General features: G+C 67.2%; 13 protein-coding genes. 8 read left to right on the forward strand and 5 right to left on the reverse strand.

Annotated features, from left to right (window positions below; genetic code table 11):
- Positions 1 to 308 precede the first annotated feature (308 nt).
- The 3 genes from ABEA10_RS42760 (at position 309) to ABEA10_RS42770 (ending at position 2,943) form a co-directional block, all read left to right on the forward strand.
- Positions 309 to 530, forward strand: a complete 222-nt coding sequence (locus tag ABEA10_RS42760) for a DNA polymerase ligase N-terminal domain-containing protein (protein WP_345474085.1) — start codon at positions 309 to 311, stop codon at positions 528 to 530.
- 111 nt (positions 531 to 641) lie between these two features.
- Positions 642 to 2,045: a glutamate decarboxylase gene (gene gad / locus ABEA10_RS42765; RefSeq protein ID WP_345474087.1), complete on the forward strand. Its 1,404-nt coding sequence runs from the start codon at positions 642 to 644 to the stop codon at positions 2,043 to 2,045.
- 31 nt (positions 2,046 to 2,076) lie between these two features.
- Positions 2,077 to 2,943, forward strand: coding sequence for a class II glutamine amidotransferase (locus tag ABEA10_RS42770; protein WP_345474089.1), 867 nt, complete (start codon positions 2,077 to 2,079; stop codon positions 2,941 to 2,943).
- A gap of 21 nt (positions 2,944 to 2,964) precedes the next feature.
- Here the strand turns inward: ABEA10_RS42770 and ABEA10_RS42775 are convergent, their stop codons facing one another.
- Both ABEA10_RS42775 and ABEA10_RS42780 read right to left on the reverse strand, forming a co-directional pair.
- The gene (locus tag ABEA10_RS42775; RefSeq protein ID WP_425551032.1) at positions 2,965 to 3,084 is read right to left on the reverse strand and encodes an Hsp20/alpha crystallin family protein; all 120 of its coding nucleotides are present in this window, start codon (positions 3,082 to 3,084) and stop codon (positions 2,965 to 2,967) included.
- 211 nt (positions 3,085 to 3,295) lie between these two features.
- On the reverse strand, positions 3,296 to 4,051 hold the full coding sequence (locus ABEA10_RS42780) for an HAD family hydrolase (RefSeq protein ID WP_345474091.1): 756 nt from the start codon (positions 4,049 to 4,051) through the stop codon (positions 3,296 to 3,298).
- A gap of 349 nt (positions 4,052 to 4,400) precedes the next feature.
- On the opposite strand from ABEA10_RS42780, the gene ligD reads away from it, so the two are divergent.
- A complete protein-coding gene (gene ligD / locus ABEA10_RS42785; RefSeq protein WP_345474093.1) occupies positions 4,401 to 5,321 on the forward strand; it encodes a non-homologous end-joining DNA ligase in 921 nt (306 codons plus the stop codon).
- A 795-nt stretch (positions 5,322 to 6,116) separates the two neighbouring features.
- Here ligD and ABEA10_RS42790 read toward each other — a convergent pair.
- Positions 6,117 to 6,626, reverse strand: a complete 510-nt coding sequence (locus ABEA10_RS42790; RefSeq protein ID WP_345474095.1) for a phosphate-starvation-inducible PsiE family protein — start codon at positions 6,624 to 6,626, stop codon at positions 6,117 to 6,119.
- A gap of 254 nt (positions 6,627 to 6,880) precedes the next feature.
- Here ABEA10_RS42790 and ABEA10_RS42795 point away from each other — a divergent pair, with 254 nt between their 5' ends.
- Both ABEA10_RS42795 and ABEA10_RS42800 read left to right on the forward strand, forming a co-directional pair.
- Positions 6,881 to 7,822, forward strand: a complete 942-nt coding sequence (locus ABEA10_RS42795) for a DUF72 domain-containing protein (RefSeq protein WP_345474097.1) — start codon at positions 6,881 to 6,883, stop codon at positions 7,820 to 7,822.
- Positions 7,823 to 7,865: 43 nt separating this feature from the next.
- The gene (locus ABEA10_RS42800) at positions 7,866 to 8,102 is read left to right on the forward strand and encodes a DUF5335 family protein (RefSeq protein ID WP_345474099.1); all 237 of its coding nucleotides are present in this window, start codon (positions 7,866 to 7,868) and stop codon (positions 8,100 to 8,102) included.
- Positions 8,103 to 8,618: 516 nt separating this feature from the next.
- Here the strand turns inward: ABEA10_RS42800 and ABEA10_RS42805 are convergent.
- Positions 8,619 to 9,848 carry an acyl-CoA dehydrogenase family protein gene (locus tag ABEA10_RS42805; protein ID WP_345474101.1) on the reverse strand — a complete coding sequence of 410 codons (1,230 nt, stop codon included), beginning with the start codon at positions 9,846 to 9,848 and terminating at the stop codon, positions 8,619 to 8,621.
- Between the two features lie 236 nt (positions 9,849 to 10,084).
- Here ABEA10_RS42805 and ABEA10_RS42810 point away from each other — a divergent pair, with 236 nt between their 5' ends.
- Entirely contained in the window at positions 10,085 to 11,353 is a 1,269-nt protein-coding gene (locus tag ABEA10_RS42810; RefSeq protein ID WP_345474103.1) for an MCE family protein, read from the forward strand.
- A 61-nt stretch (positions 11,354 to 11,414) separates the two neighbouring features.
- On the opposite strand, the gene ABEA10_RS42815 is transcribed toward ABEA10_RS42810, so the two are convergent.
- Positions 11,415 to 12,851: a helix-turn-helix domain-containing protein gene (locus tag ABEA10_RS42815; protein ID WP_329259982.1), complete on the reverse strand. Its 1,437-nt coding sequence runs from the start codon at positions 12,849 to 12,851 to the stop codon at positions 11,415 to 11,417.
- A 145-nt stretch (positions 12,852 to 12,996) separates the two neighbouring features.
- Between ABEA10_RS42815 and aceA the strand changes: the two genes are divergently transcribed.
- The gene (gene aceA / locus ABEA10_RS42820) at positions 12,997 to 14,298 is read left to right on the forward strand and encodes an isocitrate lyase (RefSeq protein WP_425551037.1); all 1,302 of its coding nucleotides are present in this window, start codon (positions 12,997 to 12,999) and stop codon (positions 14,296 to 14,298) included.
- Positions 14,299 to 14,427: the final 129 nt, after the last annotated feature.

Here is a 14,427-nt window from a genome sequence, read left to right on the forward strand (position 1 = left end):
CTTCACTCATGATCAACTGGGTCCCCTCACCCGACCCAGACGTTAAAACTCAAGCTAGCGGACCGCCTTAAGCGCGAGGATGCCTGAGGCAGGGGCCAGTCCACCACGGCAGGACCATGACGTCCCAGAGGTAGGGGGACGCGGAGGACCGGCTGTCCGCGTACGGGGAAAAACGCGACCTCGACCGCACGCCGGAGCCCGTCCCCGGACGGGGCCCGTTGCTTCAGGGACAGGAGGAAACGTTTGTGCCCCAGAAGCAGCACCATGCTCGCCGCCTGCGCTGGGATTTTCGGCTCAAATGAGACGGCGTGCTGGTGGCCATGGCGCTTCCCAAGGGTTTGCCGGAGGACCCCAAGACCAACCAGCTGGCGATCCGGACCGAAGACCACCCTTTCGACTACGCAACATCACAGGAGATCGCTATGCCGGCGCGTGGTAGCCGGGAACGTGTCGTAATCGTCAGAGCCGGTTTCGCGGGGTTTCACGCCGCGCGGACGCTGGTCCGGCTGACCTGCCTTATGCGGACCTGATGTCGAGAGGCCAGAACAGAGCCCATACCCCCGCTTTGCCGCCGCCTGCCCGACCTGTAATGGCCGCCTGCCAGACTCTTCCCCGGTAGCGCCGGTCAGGGGGGAGCGACAATGGCGTCGGAGACGGGCGAGCACGGCCGGCGACGACCGATCTCGGTGAACCCGCTGCTCGGAGAGGCCGACCCGGTCTCCGGTGTTAAGACGGTCCTGCCACGGCACACGTTGCCGGATGCTCCCACGACGCCGTCGACCGCGTCGCGGCTGATCCGCGATGAGCTGATGCTGGACGTGAACCCCCGGCTGAACCTGGCGACCTTCGTGACCACGTGGATGGAGCCGGAAGCCCGCGCGCTCATAGGTGACGCCGCCGACAGGAACCTCATCGACAGGGACGAATATCCAGCGACGGCCGACATGGAACAGCGCTGCATCGCGATGCTGGGCCGACTGTGGAACGTCCCCGGCCAAGAGCACCCGGTCGGCACCTCCACCGTCGGGTCCAGCGAGGCATGCATGCTCGGCGGAATCGCGCTGAAGCGCCGCTGGACGCATCGGAACGCCGTTCGCCACGCCGCTGGCGCCCGCCCCAACTTGGTGATGGGCGCCAACGCCCAGGTGTGCTGGAAGAAGTTCTGCAACTACTGGGACGTGGACGCGCGTGTCGTACCGATGGAAGGAGACCGGTTCCACCTGGGCGCGGAACAGGCAGCCGAGGCGTGCGACGAGAACACGATCGGCGTGGTGGCCATCCTGGGATCGACGATGGACGGCAGCTATGAGCCGGTCGCCGACATCTGCCTCGCGCTAGACGCACTGCAGGAGCGTACGGGCTGGCACGTGCCCGTTCACGTGGACGCCGCGTCGGGCGGCATGATCGCGCCATTCCTGGAGCCACAGCTGGAATGGGACTTCCGGCAGGCCCGGGTCGCCTCGATCAACACCTCGGGTCACAAGTACGGGCTGGTGTATCCCGGAATCGGCTGGGTGATCTGGCGCGATGGCGACGCACTGCCGGAGGACCTGGTGGAGCGCGTGAACTACCTGGGCGGTGACGTGCCGACGTTCACTCTCAATTTCTCCCGGCCCGGCGCCCCGGTCATCGCTCAGTACTACAACTTCCTGCGCCTGGGCCACCAGGGCTACCGCGCAGTGCAAGGGGCCCTCCGGGAGGTGGCGATGTACCTGGCCGAGCAGGTCGAAGCACTCGGCTGTTTCCGGCTGCTGACGCGTGGTGACCAGCTGCCGGTATTCGCCTTCGCCACCACCGACGACGTCACCCGGTTCAGCGTCTTCGACGTGTCGCGGCGGCTGCGGGAGTTCGGCTGGCTGATGCCGGCCTACACCTTCCCGGCGAACCGCCAGGATCTGGGGGTTCTGCGCGTGGTGTGCCGCAACGGCTTCTCACTCGACCTGGCCGACCGGCTCGTGGAGGATCTGCGGAGCCTCCTCCCGTGGCTACGCCGTCAGCCAGCGCCTTTCCACGGCCCTGCCGACGCGACAAGTTTCCATCACTAACGCCGGTCGTCCGGTAAGGGGAGGTCGTGATATGTGCCGTCTGTTCGGCATGAGCAGCGCCCCTGAGCGCACCTGTGCCACCTTCTGGCTGCTGGACGCACCGGACAGCCTCAGCGACCAGAGTCATCGCAATCCTGACGGGGCCGGCCTGGGTTTCTTCGATGCCGACAGGACACCTCGTGTTTACAAGACCCCCATCGCCGCCTACCAGGACCAGTGTTTCGCCGAGCAGGCCAAGCAGGTGAAATCGGCCGTTTTTGTGGCCCACCTCCGCTACGCGACCACCGGTGGAGTGGCGTACCGCAATACCCAGCCGTTCGAGCAGGACGGACGGCTGTTCGGGCACAACGGGGTGATCGAGGATCTGGACGAACTCGACGCGGAGTTGGGTCCGGACCTGGCCATGGTCGAAGGAGAGACCGACTCTGAGCGCCTCTTCGCGCTGATCACCCGAGAGATCAGGAAGCGTAGTGACGTCGCCGGCGGCATCGAATGCGCCGCACGGTGGGTGGCCCGGAATCTGCGGCTCTACGCCCTCAACCTGATTCTCGCGAGCTCGGAGGAACTCTGGGCGCTTCGCTACCCCGACACCCATGAGCTGTACGTGCTTCAGCGTCCCGGCGGCGGCCACCACGGCGCCCGCCATCTGGACCACAGCGGCACGGCGGGCCGCATGCGCGTGCACTGCGCCGACATGGCCCGCGTCCCTGCCGTGGTGATCGCCAGCGAACCGATGGACGACAGCCTCGGCTGGCGCCTGCTGGAGCCCGGTGAGCTCCTCCACGTCGGCCCCGGCCCCCGTGTCACGAGCCGGATCGCCGTGCCCGAAGAGCCCGCGCGCCGGCTGCAGCTCGCCGACCTGTCGCCCAGGGCCGCCGCCGCTCAACAGGCCGCCTGATTCAGATTCCCGCCCCGCCTTTCAGATGCTGCATTTCGCCTTTTTCTCCTCGCCCATGGGGTGTCCGCCGCCGATCTCGATGCGGTGGCCCTGGGACTGGCGCGCTTTGGGAATGCGAAGCGTCAGAACCCCATCATCCATGGACGCCTGCATGTTGTCCGCGTCGACATCCGGTCATAACACCCGGCGATTCAGTTGCCGGGTAATGCGTTCCCCACCGCCGCCTCCGGGGCCACCCCTAGGTGGCAAAGTAGCCGTTGCCAGGCGTGCACAGCGCCTCCCGCAAACGCTTCTCCCCGGGGGGATCGAAGCCCTCGTGGCCGACGCACCAGGTTGTGATGGCGCCCGTCGTTCAGGCGACGCGTCGCTCATGTAGCGGGAGCTCCGACGTGTCCGCGATGACAAGATCTGCGCCGTGCTCGCCCAGCCTCGACGCCCCACCAGCCGGATCGACGCCGATGACAGCGCCGAAACCACCACACCGGGCCGCCGCCACGCCGGAGGGCGACGCCTCGATGACGGCCGTCCGTCTCGGCGATGTGCCCAGCCTCACCGCCGCCTCCCGGAACAGGCGTGCGTCCGGACGGGCCGGAAGCGCGGTACCCGGAGTGTCCAACCCGTCCAGCAGCACGTCGAACATCTCCGCCACTCCCGCCCTCCTGAGCAGCTCAGAGCCGCAGCACTGCTCGGAGACCGCGGCGGTGCTCGCTCCGCACCGGTGTAGCTTGAGCACAAGGGAGACCGTCGAGGCGACCGGTGAGACGCCGTGCTTGCGCACCTCACCGAGAAAGAACTCCTCGTGACGCACCGCGAGGGCGCGCAGATCGTCGTAGGGCAAGGTGATTGCGCGGGAGGCGAGGAAGTCGCGCACCCCATCCAACTGTGGTCTGCGGCGCATGTACCGCAGGTAGTCGGCGCGGACATCGAACGGGACGTACGCCGTCCTGTGTACTTGCGCGTAGGATCGCAGGAACGGATCGAGCACCGACTTCCAAGCCGCAGCCGAGGCTCGGGTGGTGTCCACAATCACACCATCCACGCCGAAGATCACTGCGGCCACGGCTTGATCGAGATCGTCAAGGACGCATTGAGCGGTCTTGGTACGCATGATCAGGCCTCCGTTCACACCCTTCCATCCTCCGGCCGCACAGCCGCACCGGAACAGGGCCTTCCGTCCCGCCGCCATCGACCAAACGACAGCTGGCGCGCGCCTCATCCGCTCATCTGGTCCCCTGAGCCCCATCCGCGCCAGAGGAGGTTAGCCTCGGTTCGCGAAATAGAGGCTCGGGCTTTGACGGAGGAAGCCGCCCCTGAAGGCTGTCCTTTATTCAGCCATGGTATTGACCTGCGACTTCGTCGTTTGGCGAATGTCGTTCTGGTCAGGACCGACCGGTTGCGGGTAGCACTCCGAAGTGTCATCGATGGGAGACCTGCCACTGATCCGGCCGATGAAGGCGATGCTTTCACCCAGGCTGCCGACCGACGACGATCGCTGGGGGTATGAGTTCAAGTGGGACGGGGTCCGGGCGGTCACCTACGTGTGGGACGGGCGCACACGGGCGTTGTCCCGCAACGACCGGGACATCACCGGTTCGTATCCGGAGCTCGCCGAGCTCTCGAAGCTGGCTGGGCGGCTGGCAGTGCTCGACGGGGAGATCGTCGCCCTCCGCGACGGCCGACCGGACTTCGGGCTACTGCAATCACGCATGCACGTGCTGCGGCCGACCGAACACCTCCTCCAGACCGTACCGGTGAAGTACTACGTATTCGACGTGATGCACCTAGACGATCGATCTCTTCTCGACCTGACGTATACCGAACGCCGCGCGACGTTGAAGAATCTCGCCCTGTCCGGACGGAGCATCCAGACTCCGCCGTGGTTCAGGGACAACGGCCAAGATGTGCTGGCGGCCAGCGTCAGGCAGGGACTCGAAGGCGTAATCGCCAAGCGCCTACAATCCCGCTACCAGCCAGGACGGCGGACCGACGACTGGCTGAAGCTAAAAAACGTCCGCCATCAGGAGGTCGTGGTCGGCGGATGGCGACCCGGCAAGGGCCGCCGCACCGACATGATCGGATCACTGCTCGTCGGCATCCCCGGCGAGCGAGGACTGGAGTACGCCGGCAACGTCGGCACCGGGTTCACCCACACCATGCTGCGCGACCTCGCGGCCACGCTCGAGCCGCTGGAACGCCAGACGAGCCCATTCGCCACCGACGTACCACGCAGCCACGCGCGAGACGCCCACTGGGTACGGCCCGAACTCGTCGGCGAGGTCGCCTACACCGAGCGGACCGCCGACGGCATGCTCCGGCACCCGAGCTGGCGCGGCCTCCGCTCCGACAAGAGTCCCGAGGACGTGCACGCCGAACCGTGAAAGATCTCCATCGTTTCTGGGTCTCTCGGCCGCCGCCCGGACCCGCGCATCAATCACGCAGTGGAATGACCAACGTTGTCCCCAGAGCCGTCCGGTAGTTCACCACCAGCGCTAGCCAACGGGGCTCTGGCTCGCCAGTCTCTTGACGGTTCGCCTGGCCGATCCAGCCGCCCGCGACTGCCCCGGCGACCAGAACCCGGCCCAGCGTCAAGCGGCCGAGTACGGTTTCTTTGGATCCGAGGCCGGTGCCCACGATAGTGACGTGCTCAACCGGGAACGCGGCACTTTGCTTACAGCACGCCGCGCATGCACAGAGCCCGCCGCCCACAGCAAGCGAGCGAAACCTCACCCAACGGGGCAGCCGTCGTTTGTAGTCGTCGTGCGACGAAGTGCATGTTGCACCCGGGGGCTCCGTGATCTTGGCCTACGTGGGGCAGCGGGTCTCGTCGAATGTGGAGCGACCAACACCGACAGGAACGCGCTACATGTCCTATTGAGCCACGAACACCCGATTTCCGCTTTCTGTCCAGCCCACGCGCCCGATGCCGCCTGGCCTGCCCGCACTGCAGCGCCACAGGCGTCGCGGTGATCCCCTAAGGACGACGGCCCCCGCGGTTAGATAGTGACGAACCCGTCAGCGCGTCACGACCCCTCCGAACAACGCCGTGCGTCCGTTCCGCACCTACCCGCCGTCAGTACGGGGCGGCACCGGACCGATGACCGGCGGCCTGAGGTTGTGTAACGGCTGGAGCATCAGCGGCGGCGATGGTCGCGGACGGCCGCGAACCCTGACCGTCACGCGACATCCGTCCTCCGCGCGGACCAGCGCGCGATCGCGAGGGCGACGACCAGTACGAAGGCGGCCCCAGCGTCGACCGCCAGGTCCCAGAGCTGCGGCCGGCTCGCCGGCGGTGACGTCGGAATCGTGAGCCTGACGACGACCGACAAGATGTGCCGCACGAGCGCGATGACGCCGATCACGATGAAGAACTCCAGCTGAATACGCCCGCCGCGAGCATGGGTCAGGATCGTTATGAAGATCTCCATGATGATCAAGAAAAGCAGGATTCCTTCGACGCTGGTGATCAGGCGTCCAGTCCAGGGCCCATGTTGAAGGATGGCCGAGGCGGTCGAGGACACCAGGACAGCCGCGCCCACCACCAGAAGGCCGAAGGCGACTATATAGAGAAGAACGTGTTCCAGGCCGACCAGCAGTCGGATGACAGCATCGGGCCCGTCGTGACCCGGCAAGGCCGTCCCGGCATCAGAGCTGCCCGAGGAGGACGGGGTATTCGCTCCGTTCATGTCTCCTGACATGGGCACCAACCATCCGGATCCGGCCAGTTGAATCGGTACAGCACCGCCCGCCCCTGCGCGGACGCGCCGCTATTGGCTACCCGCGCCCCGTGCCCGCCACACCGGTCACCCTCGATTGGGCGGATCCGCAACCCCGATCTCCACCGGCCTGGAGGCAACGGTTATCCAGAGATCACTCGGCCACACTCCGCACACCATGCTCCGCGCACGGGGGAGGTCGGCGATCCGCCTACGGTGGGAACGTGGGTGACGTCCTGGTCGGTACGGCGTCATGGACCGACGAGTCGCTGCTCGAGTCGGGCTGGTACCCGCCCGATGTCCGGACGCCGGCGCAGCGGCTGCGCTACTACGCGAGCCGGTTCCCCCTCGTCGAGGTGGACTCGACCTACTACGCCCTGCCCACGCAGCGTACGACGCGGCTCTGGGCGCAGCGGGCACCGGAGGGTTTCACTTTCGACGCCAAAGCGTTCTCCCTTCTCACATGTCATCCCACGCGCGTGACGGCGTTTCCGAAGGACCTGCGCGGGGCGCTCCCACTCGATGCCAAGAATCTCTACATCCGCGACGTCGAGACGGCGGTCGTCGAGCAGGTCTGGGAACGCTTCGTGACCGCGCTGGCACCGCTGTGGGAGGCGGGCAAGTTCGGGGCGGTCCTGTTCCAGTTCCCGCGCTGGTTCCCGATCGGCAAGCGCAACAAGGAGCACATCCTGGAGTGCAAGCGGCATTGCGAGCCGCTGCCGATCGCGGTGGAGTTCCGCAACCGGACCTGGATGACCGAGGAGAACCGGGAAGAGACGCTCGACTTCCTGCGCTCGTATGCGATCCCCTACGTGTGCGTCGACATGCCTCAGGGCCATGCGTGCTCGATCCCGCCCGTTGTCGCGGCCACCGCCGACCTGGCGGAGGTTCGCTTCCATGGACGCAGCGACGCATGGACCGGCCACGACAAGTACGAGCGTTTCGGGTACCTGTACTCCCCGCGGGAGCTGAAGGAGTGGGCACCCAGAATCTGCGAACTTGCCCAGCAGGCGTCCAGCACACACGTGATCATGAAAAACGCCTACCGCGACTACGCCCCCCGGAACGCGCGTCAGCTCTACGACCTGCTCACGACACTGCCGGACTGCCCGGTACGGTCGCCCCCGGCCAGTGACCGCGCTTATCAGACAGATCACGAAGGGTAGGTTCCCGGCGACGAGAGAATCCGACAGCGGCGAAGACCATCAAATGACAGAGGCCAGGACGATCGACGGCGACCGGTGGGGCGGTTTCTTCGATCTGCTGAGCACGGACCACAAGGCACAGAGCGCCGCCATCGAACTGGTCGGCGCCGACTTCGGCGACCAGTACGAGACCGAGCTCCTGCCCTTCGCATACGCCTCCCACGATCGACGCGACGATGCGCTCGTCATCGGAATCGGAAGTAACTCGGCCCGGTTCCCGGCCCAGCCCGAACTTGAGTGACCGCCCGCCGGTCGTTGCCGCCGGTGGCTTCCAGTGCCCGACCCGATGGGCGGTCCAGACCGGCTCGAGGCAGGCGTCTACGCTGGCAGGCTCCGACGTCGTAGGCACCGTCGGGAAGCATGGGAAGAGAAGAGCCCACCGAGTCCGCTGCGTTCTCTCTTCGATCCGTGCGACTCTGTTCGACCGCGCCGGGGCCGGGCTTCAGCGCGGGGGTTCGGATCGCTTGCCGCCGTCCGCTCACGCGTGATCTCGACATGGTGGCCCTGGGCTCGCTTGGCCTTGGGAATGCCCAGTGTCAGGACTCCTGGTCCACGGACGCCTCGACGTTGTCCGCATCGGCGTCGAAGCCGTCCAGCCCGCGACGCATGGCTAACGGTTAGGCTGTCAGCACCAAGTCAGCACAGAGTCGGGAAGCAACGGGAAAAGACCGGGGCCGGCGGGCATTCGCCGAACGCTGGACGGCACACCTCCGACCCGGCGACGATCACCAAGAAACAATCGTGACCTGCGGAAACGCTACCGCACCGGCAGTCCCGTGACAGTGCGGCCGATGACGAGGCGCTGGATCTCCGAGGTGCCCTCGAAGATCGTGAAGATCTTGCTGTCGCGGTGCCAGCGCTCGACCGGGTAGTCGCGGGTGTAGCCGTTGCCGCCGAGGATCTGGATGGCCTCCTCGGTCACCTTCACCGCCGTCTCGCCCGCGTACAGCTTGGCCATCGAGCCCTCCGCGCTGCCGAAGTCCTTGCCGTTCCGGGCCATCCAGGCGGCGCGCCAGACCAGCAGGCGGGCGGCGTCGATCGAGGTCTTCATGTCGGCCAGCTTGAAGGCGATCGCCTGGAAGTCGCCGATCTTGCGGCCGAACTGCTCGCGGTCGCGCGCGTAGTCCAGGGCGTACTCGTACGCGGCGCGGGCGATGCCGACGGCCATGGCGCCGACGGTCGGGCGGGAGGCCTCGAACGTGCGCATCGCCGCCTGGCCCGCCGCGCGCTTGCCCTCGCGCACCCGGGCGAGGCGCTCGTCGAGTTTCTCCTTGCCGCCGACGAGGCACGAGCCCGGCACGCGTACGCCGTCCAGGATGACCTCGGCGGTGTGGGAGGCGCGGATGCCGTGCTTGCGGAACTTCTGGCCCTGCGACAGGCCGGGCGTGCCGGGCGGGACGATGAAGCTCGCCTGGCCGCGCGCGCCGAGCGACGGGTCGACCGACGCGACGACGACGTGCACGTTCGCGATGCCGCCGTTCGTCGCCCAGGTCTTCGTGCCGTTGATCACCCACTCGTCCTTGGCCTCGTCGTACTCCGCGCGGGTACGGATCGAGCCGACGTCGGAGCCGGCGTCGGGCTCGGAGGCGCAGAAGGCGCCGAGCTTGACGTCGTCCGGCGTGCCGAACATCTGGGGCACCCACTCCCCCGTCTGCTCGGGCGTGCCGGTGGCCGCGACCGACACGGCGGCCAGGCCGGAGCCGACCAGGGACAGGCCGATGCCCGCGTCGCCCCAGAACAGTTCCTCGAAGGCGACCGGGATGCCGAGACCGGACTCCTCGAACCACTGCTGGGCGAAGAAGTCGAGCGAGTACAGGCCGATCTTGGCCGCCTCCTGGAGGATCGGCCACGGCGTCTCCTCCCGCTCGTCCCACTCCTCGCCCGCGGGCCGGATGACGTCCTTGGCGAACTCGTGCACCCACTCCTTGACCTGCTGGATGTCCTCGGGCAGTTCGAGTGAGAAGGCCGGGGCGCCGTCGTCCGACATGTTTCCTCCGTCTCGGGGCGGCCAAAGGCCGGACTATTGGACTCGGTGTCTCTTAAGCGTAGACCCGACGACGTTACCGCCGGTAACATCGTGGCCAGTGTCACAATCGCGGCAGAAGACCGTTGACTTCGTGCATGAGGAGTCACGAGGCTGTAACAACCGGTACCCCCGGCCTGCGGTAAGAGGTAACTTATTTCGCGCTCCGCCCAGGTCACTCCAGAAGAATGGGAGCTTGCGTGGGTCTGCTCCGCTCCGGCCGTCGTCGGAATGCCCGCACTCCCGTACTCGCGTACGGCGCACTCCTGCTCGTCGTCATCGTGGCCGCCTCGCTCGTGGCGGTGCTGTGGCCCGGCGGGCCCAAGACCCATGTCACCGCCTACTTCGAGCGCGCCACGGGCGTCTACCCCGGCACGGAGGTCCGCGTCCTCGGGGTGAAGGTCGGCAAGGTCACCAAGGTCACGCCCAAGGGCAACATGGTCGAGGTCAAGATGGCCTACGACGCCAAGCGCAAGATTCCGGCCAGTGCCCAGGCCGTGATCATCGTGCCGTCGCTGGTCGCCGACCGCTACATCCAGTTCACCCCGGTGTACCGCGGCGGCGCGGCGCTCAAGGACGGCGCCACGCTCTCGCTGTCGAGTACGGCCGTACCGGTCGAGCTGGACGACGCCAACCAGGCGGTCAACGAGCTGACCAAGGCCCTCGGCCCGCAGGGCGCCAACGCCAACGGCTCGCTGTCCCGGCTGCTCAAGTCGAGCGCGCAGACCCTCGACGGGCAGGGTGAGAGCTTCAAGCAGACCCTGCAGGACCTGTCCGACGTCAGCCGGATCCTGTCCGACAACCGCGGCAACGCCACCCAGACGGTGCAGAACCTCGCCAAGATCACCCAGGCGATGGCCGCGAGCGACCGGCAGATCCGCTCCTTCTCCCAGAACCTCGCCTCGGTGTCGAGCACCCTCAACGGCGAGAAGGCCGAGCTGCGGGCCGCGGTCAGCAGCCTGTCGGTGGCGCTGCGCGAGGTCGCGAGCTTCGTCAAGCAGAACAAGACCGAGATCGCCGCGAACGTCCAGGGGCTCGCGCAGATCACCGGTGTCCTGGTCAAGGAGAAGGCCGCGCTGCAGCAGTTCCTGGACAAGGCGCCGGTGGCCGCCTCCAACGCGGTCAACGTCTACGACCCGCAGGACGGCACGCTGCACGCGCGCCTCAACCTGCAGCAGTCGCAGAACATCGCCATGTGGCTGTGCTCGCTGGCCTACTCCCTCGGCGCGCCGCCCAAGCAGTGCGAGGCGCTGCTCAAGCCGCTCAACGCCCTCGGCGTGCCGCTCAACAGTCTCGGCCTCGACCTGTCCGGGTTGACGACGGCGACGACGCACTACGACGTCGTCCCGCCGCCCGCGGACGCGTACGGCGGCAACGCACCGGCGCAGGGCCGGAGCCCGAGCGCCAAGAGCTCCACCAACCCCGACCCGACCTTCGGCGGCATCCTCTCGCCGCCGAGCACTCCCTGATCAGCCGGCCGAGCCGAGGTCGTCCGCCGCCGCGATCACGGGCCGCCACGGTGCCGTGACGTCAGCCGGACGCGTGCTGGTCGAGGAACTCGTAGACGTCCACCTCGTCCACACCGGGGAAGGCGCCCGGCGGCAGGACGGACAGCACGTGGGAGTGCGCGCGGGCCGAGGGCCAGGCGTAGCCCTGCCAGCGCTGGGCCAGCGCGGCCGGGGGCAGCTGGCAGCAGTCGCCGTCGGGGCAGGCCGAGGTCACCCGGCGCTTGGTGTCACGGCCACGGAACCAGCGGGAGTGCTCGAACGGCACGCCGAGCGTGATCGCGAACTCCTTCTCGTGGCTGGGGTCGATGTGGGAGAGGCACCAGTACGTACCGGTGGGCGTGTCGGTGTACTGGTAGTAGATCGAGAAGCGGTCGTCGGCGTTGAAGACGTGCCGCCCGGCCCACTGACGGCACATCCGCTGCCCCTCGATCGCGCCGTGCTCGTCGGAGGGGAAGACCAGCCCGTCGTTGGCGTAGGCCTTGTAGATCGTGCCGCTCTGGTCGTTCTTGGTGAAGTGGACCGGCAGGTCGAGGTGGTGCGTGGCCAGGTTGGTGAACCGGTGGGCGGCCATCTCGTACGACACCGAGAAGACGTCGCACAGGTCCTCGATGGACAGCTCCCGGTCGGCCTTGGCCTCCTGGAGGTACGGCACGACCGACCGCTCGGGCAGGAGCGTGGCGGCGGCGTAGTAGTTGGCCTCGACCCGCTGGCGGAGGAAGTCGGCGAAGTCCTTGGGCACCGCGTGCCCGAGGGCGATGTGCCCGAGCGTCTGCAGCAGGATCGTGCGGGGTGTGTGCATGCCGAGCTGCTGGCGTTCGAGGTAGATCCTCCGGTTGCGCAGGTCGGTGACGGACCGTACGGACCGCGGCAGGTCCTGCACGTAGCGGAGGCTGAAGCCGAAGTTGGTGACGAGCGAGAGCAGCATCCCCTGGGAGAGCGCGCCCGCCCGGTAGCCGACGGCCTCCAGGGTCTTGGCGGCGACCTCCTCGATCTCGCCGAAGTAGTTGCCCCGGTCGTGCATCTGCCGGCGCAGCTCGGCGTTGGCCTTCCGCGCGTCCTCCGGGCTCGCGGTCGGCTTGGTGCGGCTCCGCTTGACCTCCTCGTACATGGCGAGCAGGTGTTCGAGGACGTCGTTGGGCACCCGCTTACCGATCTTGAGATGGGGCAGCCCCAGGCTCTGGTACAGCGGGTCGCGCTGGGCCTCCTCGATCGCGATCTCGAGCTGGGCGCGCCGGTTCGGGGGCTGTTTGCGGAGAAGTTCCTCGATCGGAACCTCGAGGGCGGTGGCGAGCGCCTGGAGCAGTGACAGCTTCGGCTCGCGCCGGCCGTTCTCCAGGAGTGAGAGCTGTGAGGGCGCCCGGCCCACGCGTTCACCAAGGTCGGAGAGGGTGTAACCGCGAACCTTGCGAAGATGGCGCATCCGCTGGCCGAACGTCACGAGGTCTAGACCATTCGTCAAGTTCAGCGTTTCTTCTTTATGAAAGCCCGTCACAGCTTCACCTTAACAGAATTTTCGTAGTTCTTCTTGTTACTCCTCGGTTCACTACGAGCGGCCTCGGCCAGACACTTGAGGCGTACGCACCCAGGGGACGACATAGGAGGGCATCGACATGAGTGACCGTCGCCTCAAGGGCGCAGCCGAGGAGCTGCAGCATCAGTGGGAGACCGACCCGCGCTGGGCGAACATCGATCGTGACTACACCGCCGAGGACGTCGTCCGGCTGCGTGGCTCGGTGCAGGAGGAGCACACGCTGGCCCGCTTGGGCGCCGAGCGGCTCTGGCGGCTCCTGCACGAGGACGAGTACATCAACGCGCTCGGCGCGCTGACCGGGAACCAGGCGGTTCAGCAGGTGCGCGCGGGCCTGAAGGCGATCTACCTGTCCGGCTGGCAGGTGGCCGCCGACGCCAACCTCGGCGGGCAGACCTACCCGGATCAGAGCCTGTACCCGGCCAACTCGGTCCCCGCCGTCGTGCGCCGCATCAACAACGCCCTCATGCGTGCCGACCAGATCTCCTGGTCGGAGGGTGACGAGAAGGCTCCGTACTGGCTCGCTCCGATCGTGGCCGACGCCGAGGCCGGCTTCGGCGGTGTGCTCAACGCCTTCGAGCTGATGAAGGGCATGATCGCGGCAGGCGCCGCCGGTGTGCACTGGGAGGACCAGCTCGCCTCGGAGAAGAAGTGCGGCCACCTGGGCGGCAAGGTGCTCATCCCGACCGGCCAGCACATCAAGACGCTGAACGCCGCCCGCCTCGCGGCCGACGTGTCCGGCGTTCCCTCGCTGATCGTCGCGCGGACCGACGCCCAGGCCGCGACGCTGATCACGAGCGACGTGGACGAGCGCGACCAGCGGTTCATCACCGGGGAGCGCACCGCCGAGGGCTTCTACCGGGTGCGCAACGGCATCTCGTCCTGCATCGCCCGCGGACTGGCCTACGCGCCGTACTCCGACCTGCTCTGGATGGAGACCGGCACGCCGGACCTCGACGTCGCCCAGCAGTTCGCCGAGGCGATCAAGGCGGAGTACCCCGACCAGATGCTCGCCTACAACTGCTCGCCGTCGTTCAACTGGAAGAAGCACCTCGACGACTCGACGATCGCCAAGTTCCAGCGGGAGCTGGGGCACATGGGGTACAAGTTCCAGTTCATCACGCTGGCCGGCTTCCACTCGCTCAACCATTCGATGTTCCACCTCGCCAAGGGCTACGCCGAGGATGGCATGACGTCCTACGTGGAGCTACAGGAAGCGGAGTTCGCCGACGAGGCGTCCGGCTACACCGCGACCAAGCACCAGCGCGAGGTCGGTACCGGTTACTTCGACCTGGTCAGCACGGCGATCTCGCCGGACTCCTCGACGGTCGCACTGAAGGGCTCGACCGAGGAGGAGCAGTTCGTTAGGGCTCACTGACGGTCAGGCGCGTCCAGGTCGTGGAGGATCCCCCGGCTCAGTCCGGGGGATCCTTTTGTTCGGGAACTTTCCGACTAACGCTACTTTGTGTCAAAGTTTCCGACAGAGGGCACAAGGCGGTAGGAGTTG

This window comes from Actinoallomurus oryzae (assembly GCF_039541955.1).
GTDB classification, from domain to species: Bacteria; Actinomycetota; Actinomycetes; order Streptosporangiales; family Streptosporangiaceae; genus Actinoallomurus; species Actinoallomurus oryzae.

Bases quoted from the DNA above. Each gene is read 5' to 3' on its own strand.
- ABEA10_RS42800 (WP_345474099.1), top strand. From the start codon at position 7,866: ATGACAGAGGCCAGGACGATCGACGGCGACCGGTGGGGCGGTTTCTTC.
- ABEA10_RS42780 (WP_345474091.1), bottom strand. From the start codon at position 4,051: ATGCGTACCAAGACCGCTCAATGCGTCCTTGACGATCTCGATCAAGCC.
- ligD (WP_345474093.1), top strand. From the start codon at position 4,401: ATGCTTTCACCCAGGCTGCCGACCGACGACGATCGCTGGGGGTATGAG.
- ABEA10_RS42805 (WP_345474101.1), bottom strand. From the start codon at position 9,848: ATGTCGGACGACGGCGCCCCGGCCTTCTCACTCGAACTGCCCGAGGAC.
- ABEA10_RS42775 (WP_425551032.1), bottom strand. From the start codon at position 3,084: ATGGATGATGGGGTTCTGACGCTTCGCATTCCCAAAGCGCGCCAGTCC.
- gad (WP_345474087.1), top strand. From the start codon at position 642: ATGGCGTCGGAGACGGGCGAGCACGGCCGGCGACGACCGATCTCGGTG.
- ABEA10_RS42770 (WP_345474089.1), top strand. From the start codon at position 2,077: ATGTGCCGTCTGTTCGGCATGAGCAGCGCCCCTGAGCGCACCTGTGCC.
- ABEA10_RS42790 (WP_345474095.1), bottom strand. From the start codon at position 6,626: ATGAACGGAGCGAATACCCCGTCCTCCTCGGGCAGCTCTGATGCCGGG.